Here is a 25,614-nt window from a genome sequence, read left to right on the forward strand (position 1 = left end):
CCCGATGCGCGTTCTAGTCGTGTTGTTCAGCCTGATGCTGTCGATGTCATTATCGGCGGCGGAAAAATTGCCGGTGGTGACCAGCTTCAGCATTCTCGCCGACATGGTGCATCAGGTCGGCGGCGAACATATCCAGATCACCAACATGGTCGGCCCGGACGCTGACGCACACACCTACGAGCCGACACCGGACGATGCCAAAGCGCTGCTCAGCGCCAAACTGATCATCAAGAACGGCCTCGGTTTCGAACCGTGGCTGGATCGACTGGTGACCAGTACCGAGACCAAAGCCACGGTTATCAGTGCCAGCCATGGCGTGATTCCCCGTTCACTGGATGAAGACGGTGAAACCGTTCCCGACCCGCATGCCTGGCACAATCTGGCGAACGCCGAGTTGTACGTCGCCAACATCGCCAAGGCGCTGATCGCTGCCGACCCGGCGAACAAGGCCGACTACGAACGCAACAGCAAAACCTATCTGAAGCAGATCTACGCCCTGCTCGCCGAAGCCAAAACCAAACTCGGTTCGCTGCCACCGGGCAACCGCAAGATCGTCACCAGCCACGATGCTTTTGGGTATCTCGGCCAAGCGTACGGTATCGACTTCATGGCACCGCAGGGATTGTCCACCGAACGTGAACCCTCCGCCGCCGAAGTCGCAGCACTGATCACCCAGATTCGCCAGGCCAAAGTCAAAGCGGTATTCATGGAAAACATCAAGGACGCCCGCCTGCTCAAACAGATCGCCGATGAAAGCGGCGCGCGCATCGGAGGCACGTTGTACTCCGACGCGCTCGCCGCCAGCGGCCCTGCCAGCACTTTCACCGGTCTGTTCGAATACAACCTCAACACCCTTTACAACGCACTGAGCCGACCATGATCCGCAAGAATCCTTCAGGTGATTTACCGCAAATCGCCGAGTCGGCCTACGTCGATAAAACCGCGATCATCTGCGGCAAAGTGGTGATTGGCGAGAACGTGTTCGTCGGCCCCTACGCGGTGATCCGTGCCGACGAAGTGGACGCCTCGGGCGAGATGGAGCCGATCACCATCGGCGCCAATTCGAACATTCAGGACGGCGTGGTGATCCACTCGAAATCCGGTGCAGCGGTGACCATCGGCGAGTTCAGTTCCATCGCCCACCGCTCGATCGTGCATGGCCCATGCGTGGTCGGCGACCGCGTGTTCATCGGTTTCAACAGCGTGCTGTTCAACTGCATCGTCGGCAACGGTTGCGTGGTGCGGCACAACTCGGTGGTGGATGGTCGCGATTTGCCGGACGCGTTCTACGTGCCCTCCACCACTCGCATCGGCCCGAACACCGACCTCTCGTTATTCCCGCCGGTGAGCGTCAGCGCCTCGGAGTTTTCCGAAGATGTGGCACGCACCAACGTCGATCTGGTGCGCGGCTACAAAGCCTTGCAGAACGAGTTCTAACCATGAGCAGCGTGCTGATTCGCAACGCCAGGCTGGTCAACGAAGGGCGCGAGTTCGATGGCGATCTGTTGGTCAGCAACGGTCGCATCGTCAAAATTGCGCGAAGCATTGAAGGAGAAAACGCCACGGTAGAAATCGACGCCAACGGCCAATGGTTACTGCCGGGGATGATCGATGACCAGGTGCATTTTCGTGAACCAGGCGCGCCGGCCAAGGGCAGCATTCACACTGAGTCGCGTGCGGCAGTTGCCGGTGGCATCACCAGCTTCATGGACATGCCCAACACCAATCCGGCCACCCTCACCCTCGAAGCCCTGGCGGATAAAAAACGCCGGGCGGCGATCAACTCGGTGGCCAATTACGGCTTTCACTTTGGCGTTAGTCGCGACAATCTCGATACGGTGGCTACGCTTAATCCGTGTGAAGTGGCCGGGGTGAAAGTGTTCATGGGGGCATCCACCGGCAACATGCTGGTGGATGATCCGCAGATTCTCGAGCGGCTGTTCGCCGAGGTCCCGACCATTCTGTTGGCGCACTGCGAACACACGCCGAGCATCGACGCCAACGCGGCCAATCTGAAAGAGCTGTTCGGCGAGCGAGTTCCGCCGGAAGCTCACCCACTGATCCGCAATGCCGAGGCGTGTTATCGCTCCTCTTCATTGGCGGTGGAACTAGCGAAACGTCATGGCACTCGTCTGCACGTTTTGCACCTGACCACGGCGCGTGAACTGGCGTTGTTCGAGGACAAACCGTTGGCGCAGAAACGCATCACCGCTGAGGTGTGTCTGCATCATTTGTTGTTCGATGATCGCGACTATCCAAACCTCGGCAACCTGATCAAGTGCAACCCGGCGATCAAGACTCAGAATGATCGCGATGCTTTGCGTGAAGCTTTGAACAGCAATCGGCTGGACGTTATTGGCAGCGATCATGCGCCGCATACCTGGGAAGAAAAGCAGCGGCCTTACGCGCAGGCGCCGTCGGGATTGCCACTGGTGCAGCATGCGTTGCCGGCGCTGATGGAGTTGGTGGCAGATAAGGTTTTGCCGGTCACGACGTTAGTGGCGAAGACCAGCCATCGTGTCGCGGATCTGTTTGCGATTCCGGATCGTGGTTATTTGCGTGAGGGGTATTGGGCGGATCTGGTGCTGGTTGAGGCGCAGACGCTGGAGGTCGATCGGCAACCGATTCTGTCGCAGTGCGGATGGACGCCGTTTGCCGGGCGCAGCTTTCGGCATCGGGTGAGCACGACGTTTGTGTCGGGGCAGATTGCGTGGCGGGAGGGTCGGGTGAATGAGGGGTGTCGGGGGTTGGCGCTACGATTTATGCGCTGATTCAAAAAACCCAGTAGGAGCTGACGAGTGAAACGAGGCTGCGATCTTTTGATCTTGTTTTTTACAATCAAGATCAAAAGATCGCAGCGTGCCGCAGCTCCTACAGGAGATACATTTAGGCGCGGGGTTTAACCGCGCCGCAGTCTTGGCCTAGCCAAACTGCACGCGTCTCCAGACTGCCCTTCTGGTTGATCCCGATCGCATTGAACGTGCCGTTGGCCACGGTGGTGAACTCGCGATCACTGAGGAACGTCGCCACGCCGGTACCCTGCGCTTTCGGGCAACTGAAGCGGAACTTCCACTGGTTACCGGTGCGATCGGTGATCTGCTGTTTGCAGCCCGATTGCGGGTCGGCCAACGGAATATCGTTGGTCGCCACCTGCTCTGGCGTCAGGCAGGCGCGGATGCCTTTGCCGCCAATATTGATCCCGTTCTTCTCCAGCGCCGCGCGCTGTTGCGGGGTCATCTGGCCTTGCAGCTGGCCGAGGATCGATTGCACATCCATCGGCTGATCATCGACCTTGACGTTGCTCGATGTCATTTCCCACAGCCCCGGCTGCAGCATCTGCGCCTGCGCAACCACCGGCAATGCCAAACCCAAGCCCAGCGCCAAACCCAGCAGACGAACATTCATCGAAAAACTCCTGATCAGTAGTGGCCGTTAGACGTCGGCCGATTGCTTCGGTTCATGCACCAATTAAATAGCGACAATCGCGACAGAACATGGTCTGTTAAGCATTGAATCTTCCGGAGCAAGGCTGCCCCATGGATTATTTTGGACCGCACATTTTCGGTTATCTGATTGCCCTGATACACACCCTCGGCTTGATCGCCGCGATTCATGCGGTGCTCACCGTACGCACGGCTCAAGGCTCGATCGCCTGGGCATTGTCGCTGATCTTCATTCCCTACCTCACGCTTATTCCGTACCTGGTGTTCGGCCGCAGCACGTTTGACGGTTACATCAAGGCGCGGCGGCAGGCCAATGAACAGATGCGTCAGGCCATCTCCGAACTGAACTGGCGCCCGTGGGTGGAAGAAGCCCTGACCGCGCGCGCCTCGAATGCCTACGCCTCGTTACGCGCGATGCCCAAACTGGGACGTATGCCTTGTCTGGCGAACAACGAGGTGCAATTGCTGGTAAACGGCACGGCGACGTTCGAGGCGATTTTCCAGGCCATCGATCAAGCGAAAGAAGCGGTGCTGATCCAGTTCTTCATCATTCACGATGATCGACTCGGCCAACGTCTGCGCGACCTGCTGCTGAAGAAGGCCGCCGAAGGCGTATCGATTCATCTGCTTTACGACCGCATCGGCAGCCACGCCCTGCCCCACAGCTATGTGCAGACGCTGCGCGATGCTGGCGTCGAGGTGAAAGCCTTCGCCACGCGCAGCGGCTGGCTCAATCGCTTTCAGGTCAACTTCCGCAACCACCGCAAGATCGTCGTGGTCGATGGCGTGGTGGGATTCGTCGGCGGGCATAACGTTGGCGATGAATACATGGGCGAGAAACCACCGCTGGCACCGTGGCGCGATACCCATGTGAAGGTGCGCGGCCCGGTGGTCGCGTGCATGCAGGAATCCTTTGCCGAAGACTGGTTCTGGGCCGCACGCACGCTGCCGCCGCTGATCCTGCCCGACGAATACCCGGATGACGGCGTGCTCTGCCAACTGCTGGCCAGCGGCCCGGCCGACGCCTATGAAACCTGTTCACTGTTCTTTGTCGAAGCCATTCACGCGGCAACCGAACGAGTGTGGATCACCAGCCCATATTTCATCCCCGACGAGGCTGTGTTCGCCGCACTGAGATTGGCGGTGTTGCGCGGCGTCGATGTGCGTCTGCTGCTACCCTCGCGACCCGATCACCGCATCGTTTACGCCGCTTCCAGCCTCTATGCATTCGAAGCGGTGCGTGCCGGTGTGCGGGTGTTCCGCTACGAACCCGGCTTCCTGCATCAGAAAGTGGTGTTGATCGACAGCGAAATCAGCGCCATCGGCAGTGCCAATCTGGACAACCGTTCGTTCCGGCTGAATTTCGAAGTGATGCTGCTGACCGTCGACAGTGACTTTGCCGCCAGTGTGGAAAACATGCTCATTGCGGATTTCGAGCAAGCCTACGAAATCGCCAAAGAAGAAAGCCGGGAAATCCACCGCCTGCAACAGGTTGGCATGCGGATCGCCCGGCTGATTTCGCCGATTCTTTGAAACCCTCTCCCAAAGGAAGAGAGAAAAGGCTCAAGGGTTGTAGATGTCGTCACGGGTCCATGGCAGTTCATGGCTGCCATCCGGATGCGCCTTCACCGCGAGGATCTGGTGCAAATTGATCCAGCCCCGGGCAAAAGCGTAAGCACAGCCGGCCAGATACAGGCGCCAGATGCGCAGCGCTTGATCCGGCACCAGTTTGCCCGCGGCCTCAAGGTTGTCCTCCAGCCGCTCGCTCCAGTGATCCAGCGTGCGCGCGTAGTGCAGGCGCAGGCTTTCAACGTCGACAATTTCCAGGCCCGCCTCGCTGATCTCCGCCGAGATCATCGACAAGTGCGGCAACTCGCCGTTGGGGAACACGTACTTCTCAATGAAATCCCCGGCACCGCGTCCCACCGGACGGCCATCGGTGTGTTTGGCGGTGATGCCGTGGTTCATCACCAGACCGCCCTCCTTCACCGCGCCGAACAGGGTTTTACAGTACTCGGCGAGATTGGCGTGGCCGACGTGTTCGAACATGCCGACACTGACCACTTTGTCGAAACGCCCGTCCTGGGGCAGATCTCGATAGTCGAGCAGTTGCAGTTCGACCTGGTCTTCCAGACCTTCGGCCTTGACCCGCTCACGCGCCAGTTCCAGTTGTTCCTTGCTCAGCGTGATACCAAACACTTTGGCGCCGAATTCGCGCGCGGCATAACGTGCCAGACCACCCCAGCCGCAGCCGACATCCAGCAGATAGTCGCCAGGCTGCAGACGCAGCTTGCGGCATAAATGGCGGAATTTGGCTTGTTGCGCCTGCTCCAGGGTTTCGCTGCCCGTTTCGAAATACGCACAGGAATACGCCATGTCGCTGTCCAGCCAGAGCTGGTAAAACGCGTTGGACAAGTCGTAGTGATAGGAGATGGCTTTGGCGTCGGTTTCCTTGTCGTGCAAGGCCCGCACCGGTTGGTTGTCGTCATCGTCACCGAGCAAGGCATTGCTCAATTCGTCGCAGACCCGGATGACCTCGCTGATCGAGCCCTCCAGTTCCAGTTTGCCTTCAACGAATGCCGCTCCGAGCGCATCAAGGCTTGGGTGGGTGAACTGGGTGACCATCTGCGGGTCCTTGACCACGATGGTGACGCTGGGCGTCGGCCCCAGATTGAACTCATGGCCGTCCCAGAGTCGCAGGCGAAGCGGTAGCTGCAGATTCTGTAAGGCCGGTGGAAGTTGCGCAAGCATGGAAAATCCCCCTTGTTTCAGACGTCAGATCTGAGGGTAGACCATCCCGGAAAAATAGCAGGCTATCGATTTGATTAGCCGTATCTATCGTTGCAGACGCTCCAGCAAACCGTCCTGAACCCATTGTTTCAACCAGGTAACAGCTTGAAGTGGCGCGCCCTCACCATAAATGACTGCTAACTCTGCGCACAGTTCGGAGAAATTCCAGCCACCGTCGAGCAAGCCATTGAGGGCTGTGGCTTCGGCTAAATCGAGACTGCGGTAATTACAGATCAGTTCGCTGCGCCAGATCAGACAGGTCTGGAGGATTTCGAGCGCTGTGCTGTCAGGGTATTCGGATTCTTCTTTCACCGAGCGCCATAGCGCAAGGCTGTTGAAGCGGCATTCCAGCCACTGCAGCGAAGGCGTCGGCTTCACCCGCAGCTCAGGCCACTCCTCTGCGGCCATCGTCGCCATTGATTGCAGCGTCAATGGCTGACCCGCCGGCGCATCGAACGCCAGCGTAAATGCCCATTCAAGCGAAGCCAGTTCGGCCAGTGGCGCGCTTTGTTCCGGCACCAGATGCTCGCGGATAAAGCCTGCGAAACCTTTGCCCAGCCAGCGCAGGCTGTAATGCCCTGACGGGTACTGGCGGAGATAAGACCTGGCGAGCCGATCGAATTCGTCGTCCCCCATCCAGTGCAAGATCGCCACGAAGTCATTGCGCAGGACTTCGAGCAGACGCGCCCTGTAGGCATTGTGATAGATCGCCAGTCCCGTGCCGACATCCAGCGTCGGGCCACCGATCAGGCTTTTGCCCAGGATCAGATTCGCCGTAGCGTCGTCGTCGAGCAGAAACGACTCGAACGCCAGTTGCCATTCTTTCAGGCGCATTGCTGCCTCCCGGCCAAGACCTTGTCGCCAAGTTCACGTGCCTTTTGCAACTCATCGAGCAATGCTTCGAAAGGCGGAAAATGGTCGTCGCGTTCCAGCAATGTGGCCACCGGGCCGAAGTGTTCCAGTGTGCGTTGATAGAGCGCCCAGACCGGATCGCTCACCGGATGGTCGTGGGTGTCGATCACGTAATCGCCGTAATCACTGTGCCCCGCCAGATGCAGTTGGCGGACTTTGTCGACGGGCAAGCTGCGAATGAACGCCCACGGATCGAAGCCGTGGTTGCGTGAGCTGACATAGACATTGTTCACATCCAGCAGCAGCTCGCAGCCAGTTATCCGACTCAGCACGGCGAGAAACTCCCACTCGCTGAAGTCATCCGAGGCAGCACGCACGTAACTGGAGACATTCTCCAGCACCAATGGACGCTGCAGTATGTCCTGCACCTGCCTCACCCGGCCGGCAATGTAATCCAGGCTTTCTTCGGTGTATGGCAGTGGTAGCAGATCATGTAACTGATGGGCATTGCCACGGCTCCAGCACAGATGATCGGAGATCCATGCAGGTCGAACCCGATCGGCCAGTTGCTTGAGTTGTTGCAGATAGTCCGGATCGAGGGCATGCGGCCCGCCGATGGACAGGGATACACCATGCATCACCAGCGGATAACGCTCGGCGATGGCGTCGAGGTAATACAGGGCTTTGCCGCCCTGCACCATGAAGTTTTCCGAGACCACTTCGAACCAGTCGACATTAGGCGACTGCTCGAGGATCTGTTGGTAGTAAGCGCTACGCAGTCCGAGGCCGTAACCCAGGAAAGGCACAGAAGCTGACATAAGCGGACTCCTGATAAAAGTGGCCGCAGTGGCGCAAACCACTGCGGCGACACTAACCGGTCAGTTATTCGCCGACCTTGCCACCGGCTTTTTCGCAAGCCGCCTGAGTCATCGCCTTGAAGCCCTGGCCTTTGCACGAGCCCATGCCTTTGCAAGCGTGGTCTTTGGTTTTGCAGTCGTTCTGGCCTTTGCAGCCATTCACGCCATAACAGTGAACGTTGGCGTCGGCAGCCATCGCGTTGGTGGCAACACCGGCAAACATCGTGGCGGCGGCCAAAGCGAGAGCGGCACCAGCAGCAGCAGTCTTGATAGTCATTTTTCTTATCCTCGGTAATCGTCAGGGGTGTCGGCTGGAAGGTTTGTGCAGTCCCGACATAGCACTAGAGAGAGCGCCCCCGACGGCGTTACAGAAGATTAAAAATAATATTCAACGGTCTGCCTTGAGCTTCAATAGCGGCTCCTGAAAGCGCAGCAACCGCCCGGCATTACCCAGTACCAGCAGCGTGCTGAGGTTGTGCAGCAGCGCGGCGATCATCGCCCCGGCAGCGCCGAGCCAGCCGAATGCAGCGAACACGACGATGCCCAGCGTCCAGCCCAGACCAATGATCACGTTGACCTGCAACGTCCTGCGGCACTGACGACTGAGGCGCACGCAGGTGCCGAGGCGGCGCAGGTCGCTGCCGATCAAGACGATGTCCGCCGAGGCCAGCGCAATGTCTGCACCACCGGCACCCATTGCCACACCGACCACGCCCGCCTTGAGCGCGAGCGAATCATTAATGCCGTCACCGACCACCATCGGCCGGAAGCCGTTGTCGATTTCCTTGAGCACGCGATTGAGTTTGTCTTCTGGCAGCGCCTGGGCTTCGACCTCATGCAACCCGACATCCCTGGCCAGCGACTGAGCCACACTCTGGCGATCACCAGTGAGCAACAGCTGTCGACCCAGACCCAATTCACGCAATTCACTGAGGGCAAAGCGCGCCTCCGGTTTGACGCTGTCAGCCAGCAGCAGCCAGGCAAGGAACTCACCGTTGAGTGCCAGCCCGGCGATGGGGCCGTCATGATCGGGAATAGTTGTCGTAATAATGCCGAGTTGCGCGAACAACTCCGGGCGGCCAAGCGCCGCTTCGCCCTGCCCGGTCATGGCCACAACCCCGAGTCCCTGGCGCTCGTGGATATCTCTCAACGGTAAGCATTGGTCTTGAGTGACCAGCCCTGCGAGCGCACGACTGACCGGGTGGCTGCTCGCCGCCCCGAGACTGGCGGCGAGTGCCATGATCGCGGACGACTCTGCGCGCGGGTTGTCGATCGACTGCAAGCGCAAGGTGCCGTAAGTCAGCGTGCCGGTCTTGTCGACCACCAGCGAAGTCAGGTCCGCCAGCTCTTCAAGAAACGCCGAGCTGCGAATCAGAATGCCGTGGCGTGCCGCCACCGCCACACCGGCAATCGCCGTCGCCGGAGCAGACAACACCAACGCGCAGGGACACGCCGCTACCAACACGGCGAGCATTGCCTGAGCATCATTGGTGATGAACCAGGTCACCGCCGCCAGCAACAACACCAGCACCATGTAGCTGCCGGCGTAACGTTCAAGCAAACGCGTGATCGGCGGCTTCGAGCGCTCGGCGTTCTGCATCAGAGCGATGACCTTGCCGAGCGTCGACTCATCGCCGGTTCGCGTCACTTCGATGCGCAACAGGCCGTCGAGGTTGATCGCGCCGCCGAATACGCTCATTCCGACGCCCGTCTCGACCGGCACTGATTCCCCGGTAATCGAAGCGGTGTCGAGGCTGGCCTGGCCAGACAAGATTCGCCCATCTGCCGGCACCCGATCACCGGCTCGCACCTCAACGGTGTCGCCTGCTTTCAACGTGCCGTTGTCCACTTCGATGATCGAGCCATCCGTCAGTACCTTACGCGCATGGCTGCGGGTCAGTTGACCGAGGGCATGAATCGCTTCCTGCGAACCGATGACGCTACGTTCCTCCAGCACATGGCCGAAAATCATGATGATCGGCAGCAACGCCGCCGTCAGCAGATCACCGGTTGCCCACGCGCCGAGCATGGCCAGAGCAATCAGTTGATCGGTGATGCCATGCAGACTCGGATAACGCAGGCTGTACCACGCCGAACGCATGACCGGCACGGCGACCAATAAAGAAGCGAAACCCAACAGCAACTGGCTGACACCGGTTTGCTCCGGCACCAGCCAGCGCCAGATCAAGCCCAGCCCCAGCAAGCCCAGTGCAAGCATGGCCAAGGTCAGTTGTCGGGCAGCGCGGCGTTGTTCGGCCGAGGACAACAGACTTGGTGCGGCGATGGTCGCGGTCATTTACTGGCTCCCTGAATGATCAAGCGGGAATCGTCTTTCGGGTCGACCGTGGTCACGGATCCCGCCTGACCAAGAATCTTCGGCATGCGCTCGCGATAAAGGCGCAGGAGCATTTGCGGGTCGGTGCTGCTGGCCAGACTCGATACCGTGGCGGTGTCGGCCGACGCTTTGGCGAGGCGCTCCCCGGCCTGTGCGTGAGCGACTTGCAACGTACGGTCGGCTTGTTCGTTGGCGGTCTGCGTGAGTTTCTCAGCGTCGGTGCGTGCGTTGGCCACGGCTTTGTCGGCTTGCTGACTGGCAGTCAACACCGCATTGAAAGCACTGACCGCCGGATCGGGCAGACTCGATTGCACATCCACCCGCGCTACCTCGATGCCGATGCCCTGCCCGCTCGCCTTCAACTCGGCCAAGCGTTTATTGATGCCCTGTACCAGATCACCGCGCAACCGCTCACGACGTTCGGCAGCCTGATTGTCGGCGCCGATCAACTCAGGTCGAGCGACCAGAATGGTGTCCAGATCCCGCGCGGCAGTCAGTGCCACAGCGCTGCGGGTGACCAATCGATCCAGTGCTGGCAGCACATGATCAGCCTGCAAGACAAAGTCGTACGGATTGGTGACTTTGTAAAACACCCGCACATCCAGTTGCACCACCCCCGCATCACCGGTCAATAAATAACCAGAACCGGCCAGGGCATCGCTAAGGGGTGTCGCGAAAGATGCGACCCGATCAGCCTTTAGCGCCTCATCGCTGCGCAGCAGGTTGTCGACGCGACGCTCAATAACCCGATCGGCTGCCGGCAACAGAATCACTTGTTCGAATGGCTGTGGCCAGGCCAACAAAAGTCCGGCGTTGTGGATGCGATCCAGCGCGCCGAAGTGCAAAACCACCGCGCGATTCTGCGGATCGATTTGCCGCACATTGGAAAACGCCCAAGCCAATGCGGCCAGTACCGTCACCGCATACAACGCAAAAAATGCCAAACGCCCAGCCTGAATCCACGGACTGTTCAGCGCATGTGTTCCACGTGGAACTTCTTCACTCATGGCTGCGATCCGGATTTGCTGTCGAGTGTCGGCGGGCCGTCAACCAGCACGCGGAATGGCGCGGCATCGGTGCGCAGAATCAGTTTGGTGTCAGGCGTGACGATGGTGCCAAGGGTGTCCAGCGAACGCAGCAAGTTATACAACTGCGGCGAACTGGCGTAGGCACGGCCATAAATCTGCGCGGCTTCGACGCGAGATTGCGCTTCGATTTCTGCCGCTTTCACCGTGGCGTCAGCCTGCACAATTCGCGCATCGCGCTCGGCTGCGGAACGAATTTGCGCGGCTTCGCGCTTGCCGATCGCCGTACGCTCGGTGGCAATTGTTTCACGCTCGGCGCGCATGCGATCGACCGTGGCGGTAAGCGTTACCGACGGCAAGGTCAAACGCTCAATGCCGACTTGCACGACACGCACGCCATAGGTCGCGAGCAATTGCTGATCGATCTGCTGGCGCAACTGCGCTTCGAAGTCAGCGATGCGCACCTGACTGGCGTCGGTGTTGACCAGATTTGCCAGATCGAAACTGCTGGCGGTGGTTTCCAGTGCCGAGCCGACAAAGGTACGAATCTGCCGCGCTGCCTCATCCGGTTGGTTCTGCACGGCGCGCATGAATCGCTGCACGTTGTCCGGATCACCCTGAACCTGCCACGCCACGTAGGCCTGGACAATGATGCGCAAACCGTCACGCGTACCGACATCCTGCAAGCCGCTTGACGTCGTGCGCAGCCGCAGATCCACCGGGATCGCTGCTTCGAACGGCGCCGGCCAACGCCAGCTCAAACCCGGATCGAGCAACACCCGCGACGGATTACCGAAACGGGTGATGACCGTGGCTTCACCGGAGCGCACTTGCACCAGGCTCGCCGCCGCGATAGCGAACGCCACCAGCAACACGGCCCAGCCCATGCGTCGCCACGGAAACGGCCCCGCCTCTTCCGGCGCACCGTGGTGATGGTGATGATGCCCGTGATGATGGTGATGTCCGCCGTGGCCGTGATCGTGGCCGCTGTGATCATGCGGTTCGTGCGTGTGCGACTGGCTCAATGGGCGACTCCTGGTTGAGCGGTGGTGCGCGCGGGCGTCGGGTCAGCCGGCAGCGTGAAGGTACGCAGGTCGATGGTCGGCGCATTGCTGCTGCCACCGAGGCGATGATCGAGTACCAGCAATTTGGCTTTGCTCAGGCCCTGACTGAGCTGGCCGAGGTATTGCTCGAGCACGAAGGCCTGACCGGCACTGGCGTAGGCTTTTTGCTCGGCAGTGAATTTCAGATCCGCCGCTTGCGCCGTGGCACTGGTTTCCCGCGCATTGGCGCTGGCCTGATCGCGAGCAAGGCTGGCCTGCAACTGCGCCTGATTGCTCGCTTCAGCCGCTGCACCACGTTCGCGGGAGATCAACGCTTGCGCGCCGATCTGTGCGGCTTGCACGCTGTGATAGGCATTGGCGGCACCGGCCGGCGGGTGAATGGCTTCGACGACCGTGGCGAGAATCTCCACGCCACTGTTGAGTTGTTGCAAATCGCTTTGCACCGCACGACCGATCTCTTCGCCGAGCCCTACCCGATCTTCACCGAGCAAACCGTCTAACGTGCGCGAGGCAAAGTCGTGCACCAGAATCCGGCTGGCGGTGCTGCGGATCAGTGTCGGCACGTCGGCGCTGTTGTAGGTCGCCGCCACTGCTGCCTGATCAGTCAGGCCAATGCGATAGACGAAGCGCACGTCCATGTTGACGATCTGAAAGCTCTGAAGATCGCCACGGCTGCTGGCAATGACTTGCGATTTGTCATTGACGTGACTGGCGTCCCACAAACGATTGGCTGTGAACGGCGCCGGACCTTCAGCGGGATCGGCTTGCAGCGGCACCGGGTTCTCGCCGACGCTGGTTGCCAGTTCGTGCACCACGCCGTTTTCAACGATCAGCACGCGCCCAAGTGGCCACGGCAAACCTGTGTGCAATCCCGGGCCGAACACCTGCACCGGTTTGCCGAAACGCTCATAAATGCCTCGGCCTTGCAGGGGGACTTCATGAATGCCGGTCAGCAACCAACCCACGGCCGCAACCAACGCCAGTACCGGCAGAAACGCCCGGCGCATGTAGCTGAACGCCCAGATTTGTCGAAGATCGATACCAAAGCGGTTGTGCAATTCATGCTGCAATGCGAGTAACGGTTGTGGCGGCCAACGCAGCATATCGGCGACAAAACTGCGCGCCAGCAAGGTGGGTTCAAGCTGCTCGCGGCGGGGACTGAAAATCGAAAGAACAGCGCGCAATAACAGCTCAATCGCCACCAATCCCGGCAATATTCCCAGCAGAACGGCGACGCGAACCGGCCAAACGGCGTTCTCGCCTGCAAACAGTAAGCACAGCGCCGCAAGCACCAGCGTGATGATCGCCACGCGCGTCAGTTGTGCCAGTGAGCCCGCTTCCGGCCATTGCGCGGGATTTTCCTGTGCAAGTTGTCGCTCCAGCACCAGCAAACCGAACGCCAGTAACAATGTCAGCGCCGCACCCACGGTGGCGGATACACCGACGGCCGCGGCAGGCAAGGCGAGGTTCCACACCGGGTCGATGCTTGACACCACCAGCAGCGCCCAGCCGCCCAACCACAGGGTCGACGCACCGATCTGGCCGAGCAGATGCAAACTGCGCTGGCTCAAGCGATCCAATAATCGCTCGTACCAGCCCTGCGGCGCAGACTCTTCGTCCACAGCAACCATCGTCACCGCGACAGGGCTAATCGCCCGTGCGCGCCATTGCGTGACCCACCAGGCCGATTGCAACCCGGCAACCATCACCAGCAGCGCCGCACTCTGATTGATCAGCAACGGCAACCATAACGACTGCGGGGCAAACAGCCCGACAAAAAACGCCAGTATCCACCCCGCCCCGGCCAATCCTCCGAGAGCGATCGCCCAACGCCGCAAGTGCCGGCTCTGCACGGCCGCCTGCTGAAAGCGCGGTAGTCCGGTCACTTGCGTGCCATCCACCTCCAGATCGACTTGCATATCACCCCAAATTCAACGGTTCGCTGTTCATCTCGTTACGATATAACGAAAGGCGTGAAATATTCGTACACAATTACCCTTATTCAAAGATGCCCCACCTGTCGCTTGGCTGAAGCCTTGACCGGAAAGCCTCGAAACGCACATATTACGTTCGTAATTTTTATCCGGAACTACTTTTAGCGATCCGCATCCATCAATCAGGAGCAAGCGCATGAGCAACTATGACGTAGTGATTCTGGGCGGCGGCCCCGGCGGTTATAACGCGGCGATCCGCGCCGGCCAGCTGGGCCTCAAGGCCGCTTGCGTGGAAGGTCGCGCGACCCTCGGCGGCACCTGTCTGAACGTCGGTTGCATGCCCTCCAAAGCCCTGTTGCATGCCTCGGAGCTGTATGACGCGGCGATGGGTGCGGAATTCGCCAACCTTGGCATCGAGGTCAAACCGACGCTGAACCTCGCGCAAATGATGAAACAGAAAGACGAAAGCGTGGCTGGCCTGACCAAAGGCATCGAATTTCTGTTTCGCAAAAACAAGGTCGACTGGATCAAAGGCTGGGGCCACATCGACGGCCCCGGCAAAGTCACGGTGACTGACGCTCAGGGCGCCAAGGTGGAGCTGACTGCCAAGGACATCATCATCGCCACCGGTTCCGAGCCCACTCCCCTGCCCGGCGTCGAGATCGATAACAAACGCATCCTCGATTCAACCGGCGCGCTATCACTGGGCGAAGTACCCAAGCATCTGGTGGTGATTGGTGCCGGCGTCATTGGACTGGAGTTGGGCTCGGTGTGGCGGCGGCTGGGTGCGCAGGTCACCGTGGTCGAATACCTCGACCGCATCTGCCCCGGCGTCGATGGCGAGGCTGGTAAAACCCTGCAACGCTCACTGAGCAAACAGGGCATCGCCTTCAAATTGAGTTCGAAAGTCACCAGCGCCACGTCTTCCGCCAACGGTGTACAGCTCAGCGTCGAGCCTGCGGCGGGTGGCAGCGCTGAACTGCTCGAGGCCGATTACGTGCTGGTGGCCATCGGCCGTCGTCCGTACACCCAAGGCCTGGGTCTGGAAAACGTCGGCCTGAGCACCGACAAGCGCGGCATGCTTGCCAACAAACAGCATCGCACCGAAGCCGCTGGCGTCTGGGTGATCGGCGACGTGACGTCAGGCCCGATGCTGGCGCACAAGGCTGAAGACGAGGCGATGGCCTGCGTCGAGCAGATCCACGGCAAGGCTGGCGAAGTCAACTACGACCTGATCCCCAACGTGATCTACACCCGACCGGAGCTGGCCAGCGTCGGCAAGACCGAAGAGCAACTGAAGGGTGAAGGGCGCGCCTACAAGGTCGGCAAGTTTCCGTTCACCGCCAATAGCCGGGCGAAAATCAACCATGAGACCGAGGGTTTTGCCAAAGTCCTCGCTGATGAGCGCACCGATGAAGTCCTCGGCGTGCATCTGGTCGGCCCGAGTGTGAGTGAAATGATTGGCGAGTTTTGTGTGGCGATGGAGTTCAGTGCGTCGGCCGAGGACATTGCGTTGACGTGCCATCCGCATCCAACGCGGTCAGAGGCGTTGCGCCAGGCGGCGATGAATGTCGAGGGGATGGCGACGCAGATGTAGGGTTCTGAAATCTTTTTTGACCGGACTGCCGCTTTCGCGAGCAAGCTCGCTCCCACATTTGACCTTGATACGCTTGAAAGAGCGCGGTCACTGTGGGAGCGAGCTTGCCCGCGAAGGATGCGACTCGATCTAAAGCGGAAGATGCCCCAGCGGCAACGCCCCCGGCGTCTTCACCGTGTGAATGGCAAAGTTGCTGCGAATATCGCTGACCCCGGGCAACTTCAACAGACACCCACTGAGAAAACGGTCATAGGCACGCAAATCCGGCACCACCACTTGCAGCAAAAAGTCCGACTCCCCCGACACCAGAAACGCGGAAATCACCTCCGGCAATGCCGTCACCGCGGTGTAAAACGCTTCGGCCTGTTCATCGTTGTGGCGCTCGACCTTGACCCCGACAAACACCGTCAACCCCAGCCCGACTTCATCACGATCGAGATTGGCCTGATAGCCACGGATCACTCCAGCCTCTTCCAGCATCCGCACGCGGCGTAGACACGGCGAGGCCGACAGACCGATTTCGTCTGCCAGTTCGACATTGCTCAGGCGTCCGTTGCGTTGCAGGGCCGCGAGGATCTTGCGGTCGAAGGCATCGAGTTTCATGTTTGGCAGATTCCGCTAGTCATGGCGCTTAAAACCAGCAGGTTATGCCAATTCTTCGACCTTTTGAAGCTGACTTCGCAAGCACCTGCCCTGCCCCTCAGCCATAGACTGACGATCACCGAATCGACAACGAAAGGGGGTGCAACGTGGCAAGTCTCTGGCTGTTTTTCCTCGCATTGGCGGTGGTTTATCTATTGCCCGGGCCGGACATGATCCTGCTCCTGCAAACCGGTGCCCGGCAAGGACGCGGTGCGGCACTGGCCACTGCCATCGGTCTGGGCATTGCCCGTGGCTGTCACGTGGCATTGGCCGCGTTGGGACTGGCGGCACTGTTCAAAGCGGCGCCGTGGACGTTCGACGTGGTGCGCCTGGCCGGTGCGGCGTATCTGTTGTGGATCGGCATTCAATGCCTGCGCAGCACACTGCTGCCGAACCTGACGACGGGCGATGTGGCCAACACCCACGGGCAATGGCGCGAAGCAATCCGTCGCGGTTTGCTGACCAACCTGCTCAACCCGAAAGCATTGCTGTTCTGCTCAGTGCTGTTGCCGCAGTTCATCGTCACCGACGGTGCTCCGGTGCTGAGCCAATTCGCCGTGCTCGGCGCACTTCTGGTCGGCATCGGGCTGCTGTTCGACAGCGCCTACGCCCTCACCGGCGCCGCGCTGGGCCGTTGGCTGCAACACAGTCCAACGGCCCAACGCGTACAACAATGGCTGTTCGGCAGCCTGTTGATCGGTTTTGCGGTGCGCTTGACCTTCGTTCAGCAGGCTTAGTCTCTGCGTGTCTTGCGTTGGCGACGGCTGATCAGCAACAACGCAGCAGCCGTGACCAAAACAATGGCGCCGACCTGCACCGGCCACTTGTACGGCCGCAGTGATGAACGCACGGCATCGGTTACCTGAGTCACGTAACGCTTGTCCGCGCTTTCGAAATCCGGGTGCTGGCACTGATGCCCGAAATCACCAGCCCAATCAACATAGGGGCCTTCTTTCACGTAGCGTTGATACAAACCGCTCTGTTCTTGCAGGCTGCTATTGAAGCTATAGGCAGTACAGAGCACGGCCGCAAATGCCTGACTGGTGTGTGGCAAATTATCAGCGGCGCGGCTGGCCAACGCGGTGGCGACAAAGCGATAGTGGTAACGCTGATCCGGCTGCGCAGCGCTATTCTTTTGGCGTTGCACCTCAGCGTCGGAAACCAGCGGCCCGACGTTCAACTCGGTGGTCTCCAAACTGTAGTTGCCACCAAACGTTGCGTAGTCCGGCGCCATCTCATAGCCGAGGATATCCATCCCCCAATCCCGCGCCATCCATGCTGCATTGAAAAATGCGCTTGCACGCTTGGTTGGCCACCAAGCGGACTCTGCAGCGAGCCGTTGTTGGGCATAAGCATTCGCTTTGTTCTGCAGATCGGGATTGTCAAAGTAAGCAACCGCGTCCGCGTAATGCCCCTCGCGCAACAGGCGCCGGCCGAGCAGATTGCGCAGGCTGGCGGCGACCGGCAACGGCACGTAGTTGTCGCGCTCCTGTTGGGTCAATGCGGGCGGCGCCGGCACGTTATCGTCGACGTATTTTTTCAGCTCCTCGACTGTCAGCACACGTTCGGCGACGGTGGCGGCATCAAACCAATAGGTGCTGTTGCTGCGATACAACTGCACAAACGCTTGCAGATATTCGCCGCGCTGCAACGCAAGGATCGCGCTTTCACCCTCGACCCGGCATTTCGGCTGCAGGCTTTCGTAAGCCCAGTCCGGCGTGCGGCGATAACCCCAATCTTCTTTCTGCGGGAAGGCCTGCGCAGCTTTCGAATAGGCAGCAGCGGCAGCATTTTTATCACCGTCACGCACCGCCAGTTTCGCCCGCAGCCACCACGCCAGTCCGCCGTCGCCAGCGTTTTCGAGGAAGGCCTTGGCGCCGGCGTAATCGCCTTGTTGATAACTCATTGCCGCCAGACGATCGGCGTTTTCCAGGCTGCCACGGGTACTGTTTTGCAGCAGCTTGACCATCTTCTTCTCGTTCGGCGGCTCGTCGCCAAACGACCAGCCCTGACGGCTGACCAGCGATGCAGTCACCAGTTGCTGCACGGATGGGTGCTGGAGCAACTCGGCCAGTTCGGCCTCGGGCAACTCTGCCAGTTCGTTCATTAACTGTTTGAGCGAGGTGTAACCTACGGCGGAACCGTGCAGATTCTGCGCTTCATACAATTCAATGGCGCCGTTCCAGTCGCCGGCGGCGCGGACCACCCGCGCCTCTTCGCCAAGGCTGGCAACACCCAGTTCCAGCGGATCGCTGAAACCGTCGATGCTCAGTTGCCGGGCCTGACGGAATGCGTCACGCGATCGCTCCAGCGCGACGACCTTATCCCCGGCCTCGCTGCTCATGGCGAACAAAGTACGCCCGAGAGAATACGCAGCCCAGGTGCTGCGCGACGGACGCTGATCCGCCGGCAGCGCCAGCAACTTGTTGAAATATTCAACGGCGAGTTGATGATCGCCCGTGGCAAACGCTACCGCGCCGGCCACGTACAAACGGATTTCTGCCGGCAGACTGGCGCCCTGCATCTCGACTTGACGGGCATCAGTCAGCTCACGCAGTTGCTTGACCAGCGTTTGCTGCTCGGCACTCAGGCCGGCCTGCTCGGCTTTTTCGCGCGCCTCGGCGGCCGCGTTTTCCTCGCCGTACAGGTCGTCGGGATTGTGCGTCGCAGCCGTGACATTTCTCAGACCGGCGATGGTTTTGCCGAGGCGACTGAGTTCGAAGTTGAAGTTGCCCTCAGGCAGATCCGCCAGGGTTTGCCCGCGATTGTCGAGCAGGCGCATCGGGAAGTCAGGGCCACAGGCCAGCGCCGAACCCAATGGCATGCAGAGGCTCAGGCAGAGCAGATGGCGGGGCCAGTTACGGGTCAACATGCGAACCTCCTTGATCAATATGTGCGCAACGCGCCCAACCGATGGCGCGTTGTCCGCCCGCCGGCAAGCGGCCGTCGCGCAGGCGGGTGAAGGTAAGCAGATCCGGGCTTTGTTGCAACGAGTAACCGGCGAGTGCATCGGCACCTTCACAGCTTTGCGCCTTCAGCGTGATGCGCGCCGGCCAGACACTGTCGAGATTGCCAGGGTTGTCGAGTTTGATGTCGTAGAGACCGTTGTGTTCGCTGACCGTCACGCCGAGCTGACTGACGAGTTGCTCGCCACGGGCAACCGCGCGCAGGGTGGTCAGGCTCCAGGCGCGGCGGTCGTTGGCCAGCGGCAGGCGAAACCAGATCAACCCGGCCAAGTGCGCCGGCGGGTCTTCGCGCAAGGCCTTGCCGAGTCGGCTCAATAGCAGCGGATCGGCGAGCAGTTCCTGACGCTCGCCACCGCGCTCAAGTTGCACTTCGCTTTCCACCACCGGTGCCCCGCCGTCATCCGGCAACAGCGCGACACCGTACGCCGGCAGCGCGAGATAAAACGGTTTATCGGTGATTCGCGACCAGGCTTTGGCCCACTGCAACGCCTGATCAGAATCGAACAATCCCCGACGCGGATCGCTGACGGCGTGGACTTGCAGCACGCTGCTGTCGACGGTTTGCAGGAGCATTGGCAATTGCGCACTGCCGAGCCAGGCCGGAAGTGCGGTAATGCTCAAAGGCAGGGACGTCGGCAATGCCGAGCGCAAATGTTTGAGGAATTGCGCGTAGGCCGGCAAACGTGCGTTACCGGCATCGTGATCAATCTCGACGCCGCTCAATACAAGGCCTTGCGCCTGCCAATCGGCAAGCACCTGGAGAATCTGCGTGGTGACTTGATCCTGGTCCAGCGCCTTCAACTGGCCATCGAGACGAATCACCGCGATCAACGGACGGCCGTCGGCTTTCAACAACGGCGCATCGATCCGGGCGCGACTCCATCCTGCGTTTGGAAAGGCCTGCAGCGCGAGCACGCGCAGCGTCGAGAAGTCGTCGTGGCTGTCACGGAGTGCCAATTCATGGGCCTGCGTCCATTGACGTTGCCAGATGTAGAGTTGTTGATCGAGAGGGAGCGCGTCCTGCTGCTTGCAAGCAGACAGCACCATCAAAGCAAACAGACTGACGATAAACCGCATACCTTCCAGATCCCTGAACCACAAGGCTGCAAGGTTACACAAAACCCTGCCGGCCTCGCTCCCACAAGTCGCAATCAGGAAGTAACTTCAGTAGACGCGACAGTCCCTCGCGACGTCCTCAGGCGTTGTACCAGCGTGGTACCGCGTTTGCGCATAGGCGTTTCAACGAAGCGATAATTCAGTTCGCTGAACAATACGATCAGGACGCATGCACACAGCAAAGTGACGATCGGGTGCCCGGCCGGGCTCGGCAGGCCTGCACCCTGCAAACGGAAAATCACTTCGCGTACCAGGAAATACACCGGAACGTGGATCAGGTAGATCCCGTAGGAACGACTGCCCACCCACGCCATCACCCGCTGCAAGCGTCCGGGTGGCATCAGATAATCTCTGTTGTAAGACGCGATCCATACCAGCACCGCACTGAGGATGGCGATAGCGCCGATGCGATAGGGTGCCGTGGTGAACCGGTCGGTGCCCAGGTAACTCAGCAGCAGCCCGATAATCACCAGCACTGAAATCCCGGTCCACGACCGGCGCAGAAACGTCGGTTGCCAGCGTTGGTAACTTGGTTGAACACTCCACATTGCCAACAGCACACCGAGGGCAAGCGCGTCGGTTCGTACGCTCATCAACAGCGACGAACGCGCCATGAAGAGTTGCACTGCAACCAGCGCCAGCAGCACCCACACCAGGTGTTTGCGACAGAGCAGAATCAGCAGCGGAAACAGCAAGTAGAACTGCTCCTCCAGCGCCAGACTCCAGTAAACGAAACTGCTGCCGTACTCGTAATGAAAAATAGCATCGGCAAAGCGGAAGTTGGCGTACTGAAATACCCCCGCAAGCGTGGCCTGCACGTTGGCTTGCACCGTGCCGAAGGCCCCAGAGCGGTTAAAGAACACACACAACAGCAGCATCAGTGCCAGCCACAACCACGCCGATGGCAGCAGGCGAAAGGCCCGACGCAACCAGAAGTTACGCGTCTGCTCCCAGTACTCCTGACGGTTGCTGCAACGGCGCAGAACAGGAATCAGACTGCGAGCAATGACGAACCCGGAAATCGCGAAGAAAAGGTCCACCCCCCACCACAACCCCATCCAGTCACGCAGGACTGCGAGCAGCGGCACGGGGTCGCTGAACAGACCTTGCAAGTGATGAAACACCACCCCAAGCACTGCAAAGGCGCGCAGTACTTCGATATCCATGATTCGTTTACCGCTCATTCGACTCCCCCGCATCCAGCGGTTTACGGGCAATGATCACCTGACTCTTGGGCATGAACTGATCGAGGATCTGTTTGATCGCCAGCCCGTCAGGCCGGTCAAGCATCTCTTCCCAGGTTCTGGCCCAGCCGCCCATCAAATGCGGAAACGGTGCCTGAATGCGATCGCGCACCGCACCGCCCGGATCTTTGCCGGCAGCCTTTTCGCTGGCCCAGAAGAAAATCATCCCCATCACCCAGAAGAACCCGGTGGCTTGCCGATGTTCGATGACCAGCCCGGCATCCTCGATCATCGCCTCGAAGCGCTCCGGGGTGAAAATCTGTACATGGTTGGGTGACTGGTAATAACTCTTAGGGGCGATGCCTTTCTGCAAATGCTCGCCAACCGGCGCTGGCACACTGAGCAGATACAACGCACCAGGCCGGCCCATACGCGCCAGTTCGGCCATGAACGGTTCGGGCTCGTCGACGTGCTCCAACACCTCCATGCACACCACTCGGCTCGCGCAGCCATCCGTCAATGGCAATGGCAAGCTGTTGCTGACCACGCCCAGACTCGGCTTGGTGCTGCGCGCTTCAACCTGCCGGGCCAGCTCGCTCACTTTGTCGTGCTCGCTGTCGGTGAAGATCACGGAAGCGCCCTGGCGTACCGCAAACAACGTCGCGGCCCCCTCGCCACAACCGACGTCGAGCAAGGTGTCTTCAGGCGTTATGGCGAAGCCCTTGAGCAATTCACCACTGTCATTGAGAAACCAGCCGTCGAGGACCGCGTCACGTAAACCGACATCGCGTGGCGACCAAGTGAACAACGGTTCCGGTTCGGATTCAGGCGTCGGTTCAAGCACCGCTTCGGCGTCAGGCTCAACGGCTTGCGGCGCTTGCGGCTCGGCTAAAAATCGCTGGAACAATCGACGGATCATGCTCCAGCAACCTCCGTTGCAAGTTCGGCGTGCCGCTCGAACAGCTGCGCGAAAAATGCCTGCAAGCGCTCCTCGGCCACGGCTTGACTGCAAAACCCCTGGAGACTTTCCACAGCCTGCGCCGACATGTGCGCATAACGTTGCGGATCGTTTTTGGCCACCTCGTAGCTGGCTCTATAAGCCGTACAGATCGACGCCCAATTGGCCGCATAACGCAGTGTCCGGTAAGCCGAACGCGGATCATGCGGCCAGGCCGTAAACTCCTCGGTCGACGAGATCAGGAACGCGTTATCGACGTTCAGATAATCGATCATCGCTGTCGTGCAGGGTGCGACCGCCGGTTTGCCACAGGACATGAATTCCATCAGCGGCAGGCACTGACCTTCGCCGTAGGACGTATTGACGACGTAGCGGGTCGCCTGCACCAGCCGTTCATAATCTGCGTCCGCCAGATAGCCATAGACCAACACGACGCGGCAGCGATAAGGCTGGTTTTTGTACAGATGATGAAGGATGTCGGTGAGCGCTTCTTCGGCGTCGTGGTGGGTGAGTTTGAGTACCAGCGTCGCGTCATCATCTTCACGGAAAGTCGCGCAGAAGGCACTGATCATGTCCTCCCAGTTCTTGCGGCCGTCGCGAGGGTTGAACACCGAGGTGTACACCACACCTTCAAGCAACAACGTCTGCTCGGTGATCGGTGCCAGGAAGTCGATGCCCGGGCCACGACGCAGATGAGCCGGACCGAATGCATCCAGATCAACCTCGCGACTGTCGACCACCAGACCTTTGATCGTCAATCGTACCGAATCGACCACAGGTTGCCCCTGCAACTGCACGCCACGCGCCGCGAATCGATCCCAGACCGGGGCGGGCACGGCAACAATCGGGTAATCGGCGCTCATCGCTTCGCGCACCGCATCGACCGTGTAAGTGGAATGGGTGATCGCCGCACCGCAGGCGTTAAGTACCGTGCGCCAGTCGTTCAACGGATCGCCGGCAAACGGTTCGTTGGGGATGGTGCTGAACTCCCAGGCGAAGACCGGCAACGTCGGGCAGGCCAGATGCACCGGGGTGCGGTGCGGTGGCGAGAATGAGAGAAACACACAAGGCTCGCCACGGGACTGGCAGTCGGCGTACAACGCATCGACTTCGGTGTTCGGCTCCAGGACCTCGATCACCCGCCCGAGGCGTTCCAGCACCGGCCGGTACTCCTTGAGAACGAAGTAATAGCTGTATTCCGAACGCCCGAGGTTGCGGCTGATAGTGTGCTGGTTGGTTTCGGAATGGATGATGATCAGCATGAGGCGTTATCCGTAACCAGAGCAACGTTGCCGGCCTGTGATGTCAGCCCGAAAAAATCTTCCACACGATTTTGCAGAGCCGCTTGCGCGCAGTAATCGCGCATGCGCTCGGCTACTGCCAGCGACATGCGCTGATAATCCTGTGGTTGTGTCCTGGCCATCCGGTAGCTGTTTTCGTAAGCCTTTTTCAACGACCCCCAGTCCGGTCGATGACGGTGAGCGCGAAACAGCATTCGCGGGTCATGGGGCCAGGTGCACGCCTCTACGCTGGAGCCGACCACGAACGCCACAGATGCGTCGATGTAATCCTGCATCGCCGTGTGATCGGGAGCGATCACCGGTTTGCCGCACGCCATGAACTCCATCAACGGCAAGCACAGGCCTTCACAATGCGAAGCGTTGACGTAAAAACTCGCCGCCTGATAAAGCCGCGCATATTCAGCATCGTCCAGATAGCCGTGAATCATCACGACCCGGCAGGAAAACGGTGCCAATTGCGCCAGCGGCGTCATCAGGTGTGCGTAGACGGCCTCCAGATCGCTCTGAGTGAATTTCATCACCAGTGTGGCGTCGGGGGTGTCACGAAACGCTGCGCAAAAAGCCGTCAGGATCTGTAGCCAGTTCTTGCGCCCGTCATCGGGGCGGAACACCGTCACGTAGACCACACCGTCCACACGGGTTTGAACCTCTAATGAACTGTCCGGCATGTCTCGCGGCGGCGGTTGCACCGTCACAGGCACTGGGTGTGGGCCGGCGATATTGGGCAGGCGTTTGCCGAGCCAGTCATGCAACGTGTCCGGAACCAGGTCGCGAATCCCTTCCCAGTACAAGTTCTGCAGGAACTTCACACGTGAAACCGGTGGCTCTTGCTCGTGGCCTGGATTCAACAGCCACAAACGCAAGTAATGCCGGGCAATCACGAAGCGCCGCTTCAAGGTCAGCGGCGGTGGCCGTGAGGCTTCCAGGCGGGCTTCGATTTCGGCCAGTTCTTCAGGCGGGATCGGCTTGGGCAGCAGGTTATCCGGGTGCAGGTTCATCTGGCGAGAATCAAAGATGCAACCTTTGACCGTCAAGGTCGCCCCCGCATTGACCGCTGCGCTGACAGGTTGCTCGCGAATCGCTGCAAAGCGTTCCCACAGGGGTGCCGGCAAGACCAACACCGGGAAGTCTTCGCCCATGGAGCGACGGATCGCTCGGGCCGTATGGCTGGACAGCGTGATCACGCGGCCATGTTTGGCCAGCATGCGCGTCCAGTCCTGCCGTGGCTCGTCGTTCCACTGTTCATCAGGGATCGAATCGTACTCCCACGCCACAACGCAGACGGTGGGGCACTCCAGATCGATAGGGGTTTTCTGTGGTCGGGTGAACGAGAGGAAAACACTCCCCTGGCCAGCGGCGAACAGCTGCCGGTAGAGCGGATCGACCTCGGCCACAGCACTCACCACATGGACTCGCCCGAATGTTTCGAGCAACGGGTGATAGGCCCTCAGCACAAAGTAATAACTGGAATCGGGATGCCCCAGATTCTGGCTGATGGAGCGCTCGTTGATGTCCGAGTAAAGAATGAAATTCATGGCATTCCACGATGA

The 25,614-nt window shown here is 59.9% G+C and carries 22 protein-coding genes; 6 read left to right on the forward strand and 16 right to left on the reverse strand.

Features of this window, described 5'->3' with window-relative positions; translation table 11 throughout:
* Nucleotides 1-4: 4 nt before the first annotated feature.
* Genes U6037_RS29045 through U6037_RS29055 form a run of 3 tightly spaced genes read left to right on the forward strand, consistent with a single transcriptional unit; the run spans nt 5 to nt 2,771 of the window.
* Complete coding sequence (locus U6037_RS29045; protein ID WP_322845339.1) at nt 5-880, forward strand: metal ABC transporter substrate-binding protein; 876 nt, start codon at nt 5-7, stop codon at nt 878-880.
* Nucleotides 877-1,437, forward strand: a complete 561-nt coding sequence (locus U6037_RS29050; protein ID WP_053125220.1) for a carbonate dehydratase — start codon at nt 877-879, stop codon at nt 1,435-1,437. Before U6037_RS29045 ends, U6037_RS29050 begins: the two co-directional genes overlap by 4 nt.
* 2 nt (nt 1,438-1,439) lie before the next feature.
* A complete protein-coding gene (locus U6037_RS29055) occupies nt 1,440-2,771 on the forward strand; it encodes a dihydroorotase (RefSeq protein WP_322845340.1) in 1,332 nt (443 codons plus the stop codon).
* A gap of 115 nt (nt 2,772-2,886) precedes the next feature.
* On the opposite strand, the gene U6037_RS29060 is transcribed toward U6037_RS29055, so the two are convergent.
* Nucleotides 2,887-3,405 carry a DUF3617 domain-containing protein gene (locus tag U6037_RS29060; protein ID WP_034152149.1) on the reverse strand — a complete coding sequence of 173 codons (519 nt, stop codon included), beginning with the start codon at nt 3,403-3,405 and terminating at the stop codon, nt 2,887-2,889.
* A 131-nt stretch (nt 3,406-3,536) separates the two neighbouring features.
* Between U6037_RS29060 and cls the strand changes: the two genes are divergently transcribed.
* Nucleotides 3,537-4,976: a cardiolipin synthase gene (gene cls / locus U6037_RS29065; RefSeq protein WP_322845341.1), complete on the forward strand. Its 1,440-nt coding sequence runs from the start codon at nt 3,537-3,539 to the stop codon at nt 4,974-4,976.
* A 30-nt stretch (nt 4,977-5,006) separates the two neighbouring features.
* Here cls and cfaB read toward each other — a convergent pair whose 3' ends face one another.
* The 8 genes from cfaB to U6037_RS29105 all read right to left on the reverse strand — a co-directional run bounded on the left by cfaB (nt 5,007) and on the right by U6037_RS29105 (nt 14,285).
* Nucleotides 5,007-6,194, reverse strand: coding sequence for a C17 cyclopropane fatty acid synthase CfaB (cfaB, locus tag U6037_RS29070; protein ID WP_322845342.1), 1,188 nt, complete (start codon nt 6,192-6,194; stop codon nt 5,007-5,009).
* An 84-nt stretch (nt 6,195-6,278) separates the two neighbouring features.
* Nucleotides 6,279-7,067: a DNA-binding domain-containing protein gene (locus tag U6037_RS29075; RefSeq protein WP_322845343.1), complete on the reverse strand. Its 789-nt coding sequence runs from the start codon at nt 7,065-7,067 to the stop codon at nt 6,279-6,281.
* Nucleotides 7,058-7,903 (reverse strand): DUF692 domain-containing protein, encoded by an 846-nt coding sequence (locus tag U6037_RS29080; protein WP_322845344.1) that lies wholly within the window; start codon nt 7,901-7,903, stop codon nt 7,058-7,060. Before U6037_RS29080 ends, U6037_RS29075 begins: the two co-directional genes overlap by 10 nt.
* A gap of 64 nt (nt 7,904-7,967) precedes the next feature.
* A complete protein-coding gene (locus U6037_RS29085) occupies nt 7,968-8,219 on the reverse strand; it encodes a hypothetical protein (protein ID WP_322845345.1) in 252 nt (83 codons plus the stop codon).
* Between the two features lie 111 nt (nt 8,220-8,330).
* Nucleotides 8,331-10,238, reverse strand: a complete 1,908-nt coding sequence (locus U6037_RS29090) for a heavy metal translocating P-type ATPase (protein ID WP_322845346.1) — start codon at nt 10,236-10,238, stop codon at nt 8,331-8,333.
* Nucleotides 10,235-11,284, reverse strand: a complete 1,050-nt coding sequence (locus U6037_RS29095; protein ID WP_322845347.1) for a protease modulator HflK — start codon at nt 11,282-11,284, stop codon at nt 10,235-10,237. Before U6037_RS29095 ends, U6037_RS29090 begins: the two co-directional genes overlap by 4 nt.
* Nucleotides 11,281-12,327: a protease modulator HflC gene (locus U6037_RS29100; protein WP_322845348.1), complete on the reverse strand. Its 1,047-nt coding sequence runs from the start codon at nt 12,325-12,327 to the stop codon at nt 11,281-11,283. The genes U6037_RS29095 and U6037_RS29100 overlap by 4 nt, the downstream gene beginning before the upstream one ends.
* Nucleotides 12,324-14,285 carry a protease modulator HflK gene (locus tag U6037_RS29105; RefSeq protein ID WP_322845349.1) on the reverse strand — a complete coding sequence of 654 codons (1,962 nt, stop codon included), beginning with the start codon at nt 14,283-14,285 and terminating at the stop codon, nt 12,324-12,326. Before U6037_RS29105 ends, U6037_RS29100 begins: the two co-directional genes overlap by 4 nt.
* Before the next feature lie 211 nt (nt 14,286-14,496).
* On the opposite strand from U6037_RS29105, the gene lpdA reads away from it, so the two are divergent.
* Nucleotides 14,497-15,897: a dihydrolipoyl dehydrogenase gene (gene lpdA, locus U6037_RS29110; protein ID WP_322845350.1), complete on the forward strand. Its 1,401-nt coding sequence runs from the start codon at nt 14,497-14,499 to the stop codon at nt 15,895-15,897.
* 129 nt (nt 15,898-16,026) lie between these two features.
* Here lpdA and U6037_RS29115 read toward each other — a convergent pair whose 3' ends face one another.
* Nucleotides 16,027-16,500 carry an Lrp/AsnC family transcriptional regulator gene (locus tag U6037_RS29115; RefSeq protein ID WP_141126007.1) on the reverse strand — a complete coding sequence of 158 codons (474 nt, stop codon included), beginning with the start codon at nt 16,498-16,500 and terminating at the stop codon, nt 16,027-16,029.
* Nucleotides 16,501-16,646: 146 nt separating this feature from the next.
* On the opposite strand from U6037_RS29115, the gene U6037_RS29120 reads away from it, so the two are divergent.
* Entirely contained in the window at nt 16,647-17,276 is a 630-nt protein-coding gene (locus U6037_RS29120) for a LysE family translocator (RefSeq protein WP_322845351.1), read from the forward strand.
* Here U6037_RS29120 and U6037_RS29125 read toward each other — a convergent pair.
* The 6 genes from U6037_RS29125 to U6037_RS29150 form a co-directional block, all read right to left on the reverse strand.
* Nucleotides 17,273-19,411: a hypothetical protein gene (locus tag U6037_RS29125; RefSeq protein ID WP_322845352.1), complete on the reverse strand. Its 2,139-nt coding sequence runs from the start codon at nt 19,409-19,411 to the stop codon at nt 17,273-17,275. The two genes, U6037_RS29120 and U6037_RS29125, sit on opposite strands and share 4 nt — an antisense overlap.
* A complete protein-coding gene (locus U6037_RS29130) occupies nt 19,398-20,582 on the reverse strand; it encodes a DUF3142 domain-containing protein (protein WP_322845353.1) in 1,185 nt (394 codons plus the stop codon). The genes U6037_RS29125 and U6037_RS29130 overlap by 14 nt, the downstream gene beginning before the upstream one ends.
* Before the next feature lie 74 nt (nt 20,583-20,656).
* A complete protein-coding gene (locus tag U6037_RS29135) occupies nt 20,657-21,805 on the reverse strand; it encodes an acyltransferase (RefSeq protein ID WP_322845354.1) in 1,149 nt (382 codons plus the stop codon).
* Nucleotides 21,795-22,724, reverse strand: a complete 930-nt coding sequence (locus tag U6037_RS29140) for a class I SAM-dependent methyltransferase (protein WP_322845355.1) — start codon at nt 22,722-22,724, stop codon at nt 21,795-21,797. The genes U6037_RS29135 and U6037_RS29140 overlap by 11 nt, the downstream gene beginning before the upstream one ends.
* On the reverse strand, nt 22,721-24,025 hold the full coding sequence (locus U6037_RS29145; RefSeq protein ID WP_322845356.1) for a glycosyltransferase: 1,305 nt from the start codon (nt 24,023-24,025) through the stop codon (nt 22,721-22,723). Before U6037_RS29145 ends, U6037_RS29140 begins: the two co-directional genes overlap by 4 nt.
* Entirely contained in the window at nt 24,019-25,599 is a 1,581-nt protein-coding gene (locus U6037_RS29150) for a glycosyltransferase (protein WP_322845357.1), read from the reverse strand. The genes U6037_RS29145 and U6037_RS29150 overlap by 7 nt, the downstream gene beginning before the upstream one ends.
* Between the last annotated feature and the right edge of the window lie 15 nt (nt 25,600-25,614).

It is taken from the genome of Pseudomonas sp. B33.4 (assembly GCF_034555375.1).
GTDB lineage: Bacteria > Pseudomonadota > Gammaproteobacteria > Pseudomonadales > Pseudomonadaceae > Aquipseudomonas.